The organism is Oscillochloris sp. ZM17-4 (genome assembly GCF_019599295.1).
Lineage (GTDB): Bacteria > Chloroflexota > Chloroflexia > Chloroflexales > Chloroflexaceae > Oscillochloris.
The window spans coordinates 84992-94454 of sequence record NZ_JAIEWN010000010.1 but is presented as its reverse complement, the minus strand read 5'-3'; the positions used below and the strand labels follow the sequence as shown (position 1 = coordinate 94454).

The following is a 9463-nucleotide window of genomic DNA, read 5'->3' as shown; positions in this document are numbered from 1 at the left end:
CCGCCGATGACCGTGAAGTGTCGGGCGATGCCGAAGTGCTCCAGGATACGCTGGGCGAAGATCTGCGGCTTGGAGGTGGCCAGGCAGACGGCGCACCCGGCGGCAGCCAGGTCCCCCAGCAGCGCCGGGATGCCCGGGTAGACGCGGTTCTCGAAGATGCCGGTGGGGCCATAGCGCTCACGGTAGAGGGTCATGCCCTGCTCGACGAGGTCCTGATCTCCATCGAGGACACTGGCAAGCGAGGCGCGCAGCGATGGGCCGATCCAGCCGCGCAGCACCTCGTCGCTCAGCGGCGGGCGGCCCAGCTGCTCCAGGGCGTAGCGCACGCTGCGGGCGATCCCCTCCAGCGGGTCGGTCAGGGTGCCGTCGAGGTCGAACAGAACGGTCGGGTAGCGTAGTGTGCTGCTCATAATGGCTAGTATAACATCCCCTGCACGCCGCAAGACAGCGTGCTATACTGAACACATCCCCTCACACATTACTCCAGGCGTATATACGTGACCCACCGCACTGAATGATGGTGGGTGGTTTTTCGGGGAGAGATAGGCCCGCCCCGAACCCCTCCCAGCGGACCTTCAGGACAACAATACGTGACGTGCAGAGAAAGGTAGCGCAGACCATGCTCAGCTCGATCAGCGATGTGCGTGAGATGTTGAGTGCCCAGCAATATATCGCCTCCGACGAGATCAGCACCTCGATGTTCCTGGCCGATAGGCTGGGCAAGCCGCTGCTCACCGAGGGCCCGGCCGGCGTCGGCAAGACCGAGCTGGCCAAGGCGTGGGCGGCGGCCAACGGCCGCGAGCTCATCCGCCTACAGTGCTACGAGGGCCTGGATGAGACCAAGGCGCTCTACGAGTGGGAGTACGCCAAGCAGCTGCTCTACACCCAGCTCCTGCGCGATAAGCTCGGCCAGGTGCTCGGCGACTCCACCAGCCTGCGCGAGGCCGCCGACCGCCTGGCCGGCGAGGAGGAGGTCTTCTTCTCCGAGCGCTTCCTGCTGCCCCGCCCGCTGCTCAAGGCGCTGATGAGCGAGAAGCCAGTGGTGCTGCTGATCGACGAGATCGACCGCGCCGACGCCGAGTTCGAGGCCTTCCTGCTCGAGATCCTGAGCGACTTCCAGGTGAGCATCCCCGAGCTGGGCACGATCAAAGCCAAGCACATGCCGAGCGTGCTGCTCACCTCGAACAACACCCGCGAGCTGAGCGAGGCGCTCAAGCGGCGCTGCCTCTACATCCACATCGGCTACCCCGACCTGGAGGCCGAGCTGCGCGTCGTCCAGCTGAAGGTGCCGGGCCTGAGCGCGAAGCTGGCCCGCCAGGCCGTGGAGATGGTGCAGCGCCTGCGCGGCATGGACCTGAAGAAGCACCCCAGCGTCAGCGAGACGCTCGACTGGGCCAGGGCCCTGCTGGAGCTGAACGCCAAGCAGCTCGACAAGAGCACCCTCGACAATACGCTCAGCGTCCTGCTCAAGTACGAGAGCGACCTGCAGCGGGCCAAGCGCGCCCTCCAGAGCGGCGGAGACAAGCCCGAGCGCGGGGATAAGGGCGACCGCCCGCGCGGCGGCTATCGCGGCAACGAGTGGAATAACTAGGTGCTCGGTGTAAGGGCGCAGCAGCGGACACGCGAGCCGCTGCGCGCAGCGGCTCGCGTGTCCGCTGCTGCGCCCCAACGGGAGGCATACACCATATGGACCGCCGAATCACGCAGTTTATCGCCGGCCTGCGCGCCGCCGGGGTGCGCGTCAGCCTCGCCGAGAGCGCCGACGCCATGCGCGCGATCGAGCAGGCCGGCATCGCCGACAGAGACTTCTTCCGCATGGCGCTCCAGGCGACCCTGATCAAAGACCGGGGCGACACGGAGACCTTCCAGGAGCTCTTCCCGCTCTACTTCAGCAGCGACGCCCCGCCGCCCATGCAGCAGGCCGGCGGCGGCCAGCTCTCCGAGGATGAGCTGCGCCAGCTGGAGCAGATGCTTGAGGAGATGCTGCAGCACATGACGCCCGAGCAGCTGGCCGAGCTCTTCCGCTCGATGATGACCGGCCAGCAGCTCTCGAACAAGCAGATCCGCGACATGCTCAGCCAGGTCAGCCCGCCACATATGACCAGCCCGCGCTACCAGCAGTGGATGGCCCGCCAGGCCATGCGCGAGCTGCAGTTCAGCAAGCTCAGCCAGCTCATGCGCGAGCTGCTGGAGAAGCTGCGCGAGGCCGGCATGAGCGAGGAGGCGATCGCCGCGATCATGCAGGCCGCCCGCGAGAACCAGCAGTCCCTCGCCGACCAGATCGGCCAGCAGGTTGGCCAGCAGATGGCCGACATGGCCCAGGGCCAGGGACAGCAGCCGCCCCGCCGCCGCGGCCGAGCATACTGGGCGGTGCGGCCTTTAGTTAAGGCACTATAACCCCCGGTTAGTTCTCGCTTTCCCACGGCAACGACACAAGGTACTATATTGTGTGTAGTCAGCAATCTGAACTACATATATGTCATAAGACGCGAGGCGGCACGCCCGCCCTGTGTTGGAGGACGCCTTGGTTGCCACCACGATGCATGTGGCCAGGATTGGCCCGAACGCGATCATCCAGACGATCGCGGCCCTGCGTGAGTCCTACGCCCCCGAGGAGCTGCCGGCGCTGCTCGCCGGAGACGCTGCAGGCTACCTGAGCGAGCTGCCCCACGCGATGATCCCGGAGTCCGATTTTCACGACCTGGTCAGGCTGCTCGTCGCGCGCATGGGCGGTGAGCGGGCGGGCGAGATCCTGTACCGCTCGGGCGAGCGCACCGCCGACTACGTGCGGGCCAACCGCATCCCGGCGCCCATCCGAACCGTGCTCGGCCTGCTGCCCGCGCCGATCAGCCTGCGCCTGCTGCTGCTCGCGATCAGCAAGCACGCCTGGACCTTTGTGGGCAGCGGGGTCTTCCGCTTCGGCCTTGGCCGCGCGCCCTCGGTGAGCATCGGCAGGCCGGACGATCAGCGCGCGGCCGACATCTCCGGCGCGCTCTGCCGCTACTACAGCGGCGCCTTCACCCAGATGCTGCGCCGCGTGGTGAGCCAGCGCATCGATCTGCGCGAGACCGCATGCCAATCCCACGGCGGCGACGCCTGTGTCTACCAGATAGTACTCTAGGGTCTTCCCTCATTGTAAGGAGCAGAGCCATGCGGATCATGATGATCCAGCCGAACTACCACGCGGGCGGAGCGGAGATCGCCGGAAACTGGCCGCCGAGCTGGGTGCCCTACATCGGCGGCGCGCTGAAGAGCGCCGGCTACGAGAATGTGCGCTTCATCGACGCGATGACCTTCCACATCGACGACGACAAGCTGCGCGAGATCATCCGCATCAACAAGCCCGACGTGATTATGGCCACGGCGATCACCCCCATGATCATCAAGGCCCAGGCGACCCTGAAGATCGCCCGCGAGGAGCGCCCCAACGCCAAGCTCATCCTCGGCGGCATCCACCCGACCTTCATGTACACCCAGGTCTTCAGCGAGGCGCCCTGGATCGACTACATCGTCCGCGGCGAGGCCGAGGAGATCATCGTCGAGCTGATGCGCAGCATCGAGGCCGGCTCCGACGTGAAGGACCGGGCGACGATCAAGGGCATCGCCTACCTAGAGAACGAACAGGTCATCGCCACCCCGGCCGCCGACCCGATCGCCGACCTCGATGTCCTCACCCCGGACTGGAGCCTGCTGGAGTGGGACAAGTACATCTACGTGCCGATGAACGTGCGCGTGGCGGTGCCAAACTTCGCCCGCGGCTGCCCCTTCACCTGCCGCTTCTGCTCGCAGTGGAAGTTCTGGCGGCGCTACCGCGCGCGCAACCCGATGAAGTTCGTCGATGAGATCGAGACTCTGGTGCGCGACTTCAAGGTGGGCTTCTTCATCCTGGCCGACGAGGAGCCGACGCTCAACCGCAAGAAGTTCACCGCGCTCTGCGAGGAGCTGGCCAAGCGCAAGCTGCCGGTGCTCTGGGGCATCAACACCCGCGTGACCGACATTATGCGCGACAAGGCGCTGCTGCCCCTCTGGCGTCAGGCCGGCCTGATGCACATCTCGCTGGGCACCGAGGCCGCCGCCCAGATGAACCTGGAGGTCTTCCGCAAGCAGACGACGATCGAGCAGAACAAAGAGGCGATCAAGCTCATCCAGGACGCGGGCATGGTGGCCGAGGCCCAGTTCATCATGGGCATGGAGAACGAGACGCCGGAGCTGATCGAGGAGACCTACCGCTACGCCCTCGACTGGAAGGTGGACATGGCCAACTGGAACATGTACACCCCCTGGCCCTTCGCCGAGCTCTTCGAGGATCTGGGCGACCGGGTCGAGGTGCGCGACTACTCGAAGTACAACTTCGTCACCCCGATCATGAAGCCCGACCTGATGGAGCGCGAGGATGTGCTCAAGGGCGTGCTCCGCAACTACGCCCGCTTCTATATGCGCAAGGCCTTCCTGGAGTACCCCTTCATCAAGGACAAGGAGAAGCGCAAGTACATGATGGGCTGTCTGCGCGCCTTCGCCAAGACGACCTTCGAGAAGCGCTTCTACGACATCGGCCGCGTGCATATGCGCGGCGGCTCGATGGAGGTTGACCTGGACTTCGACCAGACCCGCGTCTTCACCCTCGATGAGATCGCCCGCATGAAGGAGGAGCACCCCGAGCAGGTGGCCGACACCACCTTCGGCGGCGCCATCCCCGCGCGCTACGACCCGGAGCTGATCAAGCACCAGGCCGAGAACGACCTGAACCTGCCGCTGGAGCCCGCCGCCGCCGCGGAGTTCGGCACCCGCGACACCAACAAGCAGGTGGGATGCTAGGGTGATTGGCGATTGCAGATTGCAGATTGCAGATTGAGCGCAGCCCCAGGGCTGCCTCATTCTGCATCAGCATATACCCATAGATGGAAACTACTATGTCTGATGTGATTATCTCGCCAGAGCTGCTGGCGCGCTATAACAAGCCGGGGCCGCGCTACACCAGCTACCCGACCGTGCCCGCATGGACGGGGACCTTCGGCGAGGCGGAGTACCGCGAGGCGCTGGCCGACGTGGCGGCCCGCCCCGACGACGCCCTCTCGGTGTATGTCCACCTGCCCTTCTGCGCCGAGCACTGCGCCTACTGTGGCTGTAACGCCACCGTGACCCGCCGCTCCGATGTGGTGGACCGCTACCTGGACCGCATCGAGCGCGAGCTGTCGATGGTGACGCCGCTGCTGGGCGGGCGGCGTCAGGTGGTGCAGCTGCACTGGGGCGGCGGCACGCCGAACTTCCTCAGCGAGGCGCAGATGATGCGCCTTGTGAACCTGCTGTCGGACAACTTCGCGATCGACTGGGCCGGCGAGATCTCGCTGGAGATCGACCCGCGCATCGGCACGGTCGAGCAGCTGGCGCAGATCCACGCCATGGGCTTCAACCGGATCAGCCTGGGCGTGCAGGATATCAACGTCGATGTGCAGGCGGCGATCGGGCGCATCCAGCCCTTTGAGCAGACCGAGAAGCTCTATCGGGCCTGCCGCGACCTGGGCTTTGCCAGCGTGAACCTGGATCTGGTGTACGGGCTGCCGCTGCAGACGCAGGACGGCTTCCACAACACGCTGAAGGCGATCGGCGAGCTGCGCCCGGACCGGATCGCCTGCTTCAGCTACGCCCACGTGCCGTGGGTGAAGCCGCAGCAGAAGGCGATCGATGCCACGAAGCTGCCCGACACCTACACGAAGTTCAGCATGTTCCGCATGGCGATCGACACGCTGGCCGAGACCGGCTACGACTGGGTGGGCATGGACCACTTCGCCCTGCGCGAGGACGAGCTGGCGGTGGCGGCGCGCGAGCTGCACCTGCACCGCAACTTTATGGGCTACACCACCCGCCCGGCGCCGCACATGCTGGCCTTCGGCATGAGCAGCATCGGCGAGCTGGCCGGGCGCTTCGCGCAGAATGAGCCGCACCTGGGGCGCTACCAGAAGATGGTCGACGCCGGGCAGCTGCCGGTGGTGAAGGGCTACAAGCTGAGCGACGACGACCTGCTGCGGCGCACGGCCATCCTGCACCTGATGTGTAACCTGGAGCTGCCCTACGATCTGACGCGCGCGGCGTTCGGCGTGGACCTGCGCGACGCCCTGGGCGACGACCTGGATCGCCTGGAGGCCTACGTTGAGGATGGCTTCGTGGAGCTGCTGCCCGACCGGGTGCAGGTGACGCCACTGGGCCGCTTCTTCGTGCGCAACCTGGCCATGGAGCTCGACGCGCACCTGGCGAAGACCGCCGAGCGGACGGTGTTCTCGAAGACGGTGTGAGCGTGAGCGTTCGCTCACGCTGTCTGTACGCGGGCATGCGCCTGCGGCAGCGTGGAACTGTCGATTTTTTATCGGGCAGGCCGACGCCGCTGGCGTCGGCCTGCCCGATAAGGAAGAGTTGAGGATTTAGATGACAAGCTACGACTGTGTCGTGGTTGGCGGCGGGATCAGCGGCCTCGGCGCGGCCTACGGGCTGCTCCGGCAGGGCGCGCGGGTGCTGCTGGTTGAGGCGTCGGCGCAGGTGGGCGGGGCGATCCGCAGCATGCGGACGGAGGACGGCTACACGCTGGACTGCGGGCCGAATACGGTGACGAGCAAGGATGTGGCGCTCTGGCAGGCCTTCAGCAACCTGGGGGTCATGGACAAGCGGCTGACGGCCGACCGCAGCGGCGCGCGGCGCTACATCCTGCTGAATGGTAAGCCTGAGCTGATCCCGATGTCACCGGCGGGCCTGGTGAAGACGCCGCTGCTCTCGATGCCCTCCAAGCTGCGCGTCCTGGCCGAGCCGCTCATCCCGCGCACGCACCTGCCCGACGAGAGCGTCTCCGCCTTCTTCTCGCGGCGGGTCGGCCACCAGCTGGCCGACCGGCTGGTCGACCCCTTCGTGTCGGGGGTGTACGCGGGCGACCCGAAGTCCACCTCGGTCAGGGCGGCGTTCCCGAGCATCTGGGAGGCCGAGCAGCGCGGGGGCAGCATCGTGCGCGGCATGATCATGGGGCGCAACCGCGCGCCCAAGAAGCCGAAGGGCGAGCGCCCGAAGAGCGTGCTCTTTAACTTCACGGGCGGGCTGTCGACCTGGCCGCAGGCGGTGGCCCGCGCCCTTGGCGACGACAATGTCTGGCTGAACAGCCGCGCCCGCGCCGTGCGCCAGCAGGACGGCGGCTGGGAGCTGACAGTGGAGCGCGACGGGAAGACCGAGCTGGTCAGCGCCGATATCGTGGTGCTGGCGTCGCCGGCTGCGGTGACGGCCGACCTGGTGGAGGGTATGGACGCGGCGGCCGCCAAGGCGCTGCGCAGCATCCCCTACCCGCCGATGGCGGTGGTCCACCTGGGCTACAAGCGCGAGGCGATGGCCCACCCGCTCGACGGGTTCGGCGTGCTCTGCCCCTCGGGCGAGGGCCGCAAGGTGCTCGGCATCCTCTGGTCATCCACCCTGATCCCCAGCAGCGCGCCGGCCGGCCACGTGCTGACGACGACCTTCGTGGGCGGGGCGCGCATCCCGGAGACGACCCGCCAGAGCGACGCGGATCTGGTCGCCATGGTGATCCGCGAGCACGAGCAGATCCTGGGCGCGCGCGGGAAGCCAGCGATGACCCACCTGACCCGCTGGGAGCGGGCCATCCCGCAGTACACCGCCGGCCACTCCCGGCGCATGCTGGCCCTGGTGCAGCTTGAGGCGGAGAACCCCGGCCTGTTCCTGGTGGGCAACTACCGCGACGGGCTGAGCGTGGAGAAGTGCTGGGACAAGGGCATCGCCCTCGGCGAGCAGCTCGCCCGCCAGGGCCAGCTGCGCCAGTGTACGCCGACCTCGGCCTTTTGAGGGGCGCAGCAGCACGAGGCCGCCCTGACGCTTTGCGTCAGGGCGGCCTCGTGCTGCTGCGCCCTTACGGGCAGCGAGAGCGATCCCTCGTTAGAGAATGAGCCCCAGGCTCTCCAGCCAGAAGCGCAGGTAGGACATCGCGCCGAGGATGATCAGGGTGGGGATGATCGCGACGGTGGCGGGGCGGGCGAGCTGGCGGATGCTGGTGATCTTGCCCTCGTAGCCCATGAACAGGCTGGTGAGCAGCAGCGAGACCAGGTAGAGCACGCCGGTGATGCCGAAGAAGGCGGCGAAGGCCAGGGGCCAGAACATGAAGCCCAGGTTGGCGTAGATCGCGGCCAGGGCCAGCAGGTCGATCGCCATGATCCCCAGCAGCTCCCACCAGCTGCGCAGCACGGGCACGCCGTCCTCCACGTCCTTGCGCAGGGTCATGTTGAGCACAATGTGGAGCATCACTGCGATCGAGATGCCCATGCCCATGCCGGTGAGCGTGCGCAGGAAGTTGTCGGGCGCGTAGAGGCTGGGCTGGCCGATGTCGACGAACAGCGAGTTGAAGCCGTCCACGCCCATGAACACGACAAAGAGGATGAGGGCGACGCTGATCGGCCAGGGCGGCACGCGCCCGGCGCGGCCGCGCCCGATGGCGTAGATGTAGCCCAGGGTGAGCAGGAAGCTCATATAGATCCCGCTGTTGCGTGCGCAGAGCGGGAACTGCATGCCGCCGAGGAAGATGTTGTGCTGCTGGGCGCAGACCCCGTGGACGACGGCGTACATCTTCCACTGGAGGGGCACGCCGGGGCTGAAGAGCAGGGCCACAAGCAGCAGCGCGCCGACGCCGGCGAAGATCCAGCGCCAGGGCACCTCACGGCGGAGGCGGCCCTCGACCTGCGTGATCTGCTCAAGCGCCGCGCGCTCCTGCCGCTCGGCGATCTGCTGCTGGGCCAGGCGGATAACTTCGTCTGCGCTGTTCTCGCTCATTGCAGCCCATCCATGTGCTTGCTGAGGAGCGCGGGCGAGAGCGCGCCGAGCTGCTTGCTGCTGATCGTGCCGTCGCTGTTGATAAAGTAGGTCGTCGGCAGGCTGGTGGCCCCGTAGCGGTCGCCGATGTCGCCGGCGATGTTGGCGATCAGCGGGAAGGTGACGCCGATCTCGTTGCCGAACTTGGCAATGGCGGCCGGGGCCTCGTTGCGGTTCACGGCGAGGATCACCAGGTCGTCGCTGTTCTCGTCCGCCGTCTGCTGGAGCTCGGGCATCTCTTCGCGGCAGGGCATGCACCAGGTAGCCCAGAAGTTCACGAGCACGCGCTTGCCGCGCAGCTCGCTGAGCTTGTGGACGCTGCCGTCAGCCATGGTGTAGTTGAAGTCGGGGGCGACCTCGCCGTCGGCAGGGCGCCCGCCGCCCGTGTCGATCATGGCGCTCTGGGTGGCCAGGGCCACCGTCCCCACCTCGATGGTGGGAGTGGGTGCCGCCGCGGGCTGGCTGGCGCTGCAGGCGGCCAGGGCCAGGGCCAAGATGGCCAGGGCGATTGTGGCGCTGAGGGTTCGCAGGATTGGCTTCATACCGATATTATAGATCAGCCAACTGGGTAAAGGGAAGACATGTTGGGGCGCAGCAGCGCGAGCCGGCCCTGTCA

The 9463-nt window shown here is 66.8% G+C and carries 9 protein-coding genes; 6 read left to right on the top strand and 3 right to left on the bottom strand.

What is annotated here, in order from left to right; all coding sequences use genetic code 11:
- Positions 1–410 (bottom strand): HAD hydrolase-like protein (locus tag K2Z83_RS10295; RefSeq protein WP_220595091.1); only part of this gene is annotated, 410 nt, incomplete at its 3' end.
- Between the two features lie 209 nt (positions 411–619).
- Between K2Z83_RS10295 and K2Z83_RS10290 the strand changes: the two genes are divergently transcribed.
- From K2Z83_RS10290 to hemG, 6 genes are all read left to right on the top strand, one after another.
- Entirely contained in the window at positions 620–1591 is a 972-nt protein-coding gene (locus tag K2Z83_RS10290; RefSeq protein WP_220595090.1) for a MoxR family ATPase, read from the top strand.
- Positions 1592–1686: 95 nt separating this feature from the next.
- Positions 1687–2397 (top strand): hypothetical protein, encoded by a 711-nt coding sequence (locus K2Z83_RS10285; protein WP_220595089.1) that lies wholly within the window; start codon positions 1687–1689, stop codon positions 2395–2397.
- Positions 2398–2524: 127 nt separating this feature from the next.
- Positions 2525–3121, top strand: a complete 597-nt coding sequence (gene bchJ / locus K2Z83_RS10280) for a bacteriochlorophyll 4-vinyl reductase (RefSeq protein ID WP_220595088.1) — start codon at positions 2525–2527, stop codon at positions 3119–3121.
- A 29-nt stretch (positions 3122–3150) separates the two neighbouring features.
- Positions 3151–4815, top strand: coding sequence for a magnesium-protoporphyrin IX monomethyl ester anaerobic oxidative cyclase (gene bchE / locus K2Z83_RS10275; protein ID WP_220595087.1), 1665 nt, complete (start codon positions 3151–3153; stop codon positions 4813–4815).
- A gap of 95 nt (positions 4816–4910) precedes the next feature.
- Complete coding sequence (gene hemN, locus K2Z83_RS10270; RefSeq protein WP_220595086.1) at positions 4911–6290, top strand: oxygen-independent coproporphyrinogen III oxidase; 1380 nt, start codon at positions 4911–4913, stop codon at positions 6288–6290.
- A gap of 130 nt (positions 6291–6420) precedes the next feature.
- Complete coding sequence (hemG, locus tag K2Z83_RS10265) at positions 6421–7830, top strand: protoporphyrinogen oxidase (protein WP_220595085.1); 1410 nt, start codon at positions 6421–6423, stop codon at positions 7828–7830.
- Positions 7831–7920: 90 nt separating this feature from the next.
- Here hemG and K2Z83_RS10260 read toward each other — a convergent pair whose 3' ends face one another.
- Positions 7921–8808 carry a DUF2085 domain-containing protein gene (locus K2Z83_RS10260; protein ID WP_220595084.1) on the bottom strand — a complete coding sequence of 296 codons (888 nt, stop codon included), beginning with the start codon at positions 8806–8808 and terminating at the stop codon, positions 7921–7923.
- On the bottom strand, positions 8805–9389 hold the full coding sequence (locus tag K2Z83_RS10255; protein ID WP_220595083.1) for a TlpA disulfide reductase family protein: 585 nt from the start codon (positions 9387–9389) through the stop codon (positions 8805–8807). Before K2Z83_RS10255 ends, K2Z83_RS10260 begins: the two co-directional genes overlap by 4 nt.
- Positions 9390–9463 lie beyond the last annotated feature (74 nt).

What these genes read in the sequence shown, in the direction of transcription:
- K2Z83_RS10260 (WP_220595084.1), bottom strand. Translation starts at nt 8,808, where the DNA reads ATGAGCGAGAACAGCGCAGACGAAGTTATCCGCCTGGCCCAGCAGCAG.
- K2Z83_RS10255 (WP_220595083.1), bottom strand. Translation starts at nt 9,389, where the DNA reads ATGAAGCCAATCCTGCGAACCCTCAGCGCCACAATCGCCCTGGCCATC.
- hemN (WP_220595086.1), top strand. Translation starts at nt 4,911, where the DNA reads ATGTCTGATGTGATTATCTCGCCAGAGCTGCTGGCGCGCTATAACAAG.
- K2Z83_RS10285 (WP_220595089.1), top strand. Translation starts at nt 1,687, where the DNA reads ATGGACCGCCGAATCACGCAGTTTATCGCCGGCCTGCGCGCCGCCGGG.
- K2Z83_RS10290 (WP_220595090.1), top strand. Translation starts at nt 620, where the DNA reads ATGCTCAGCTCGATCAGCGATGTGCGTGAGATGTTGAGTGCCCAGCAA.
- bchE (WP_220595087.1), top strand. Translation starts at nt 3,151, where the DNA reads ATGCGGATCATGATGATCCAGCCGAACTACCACGCGGGCGGAGCGGAG.
- hemG (WP_220595085.1), top strand. Translation starts at nt 6,421, where the DNA reads ATGACAAGCTACGACTGTGTCGTGGTTGGCGGCGGGATCAGCGGCCTC.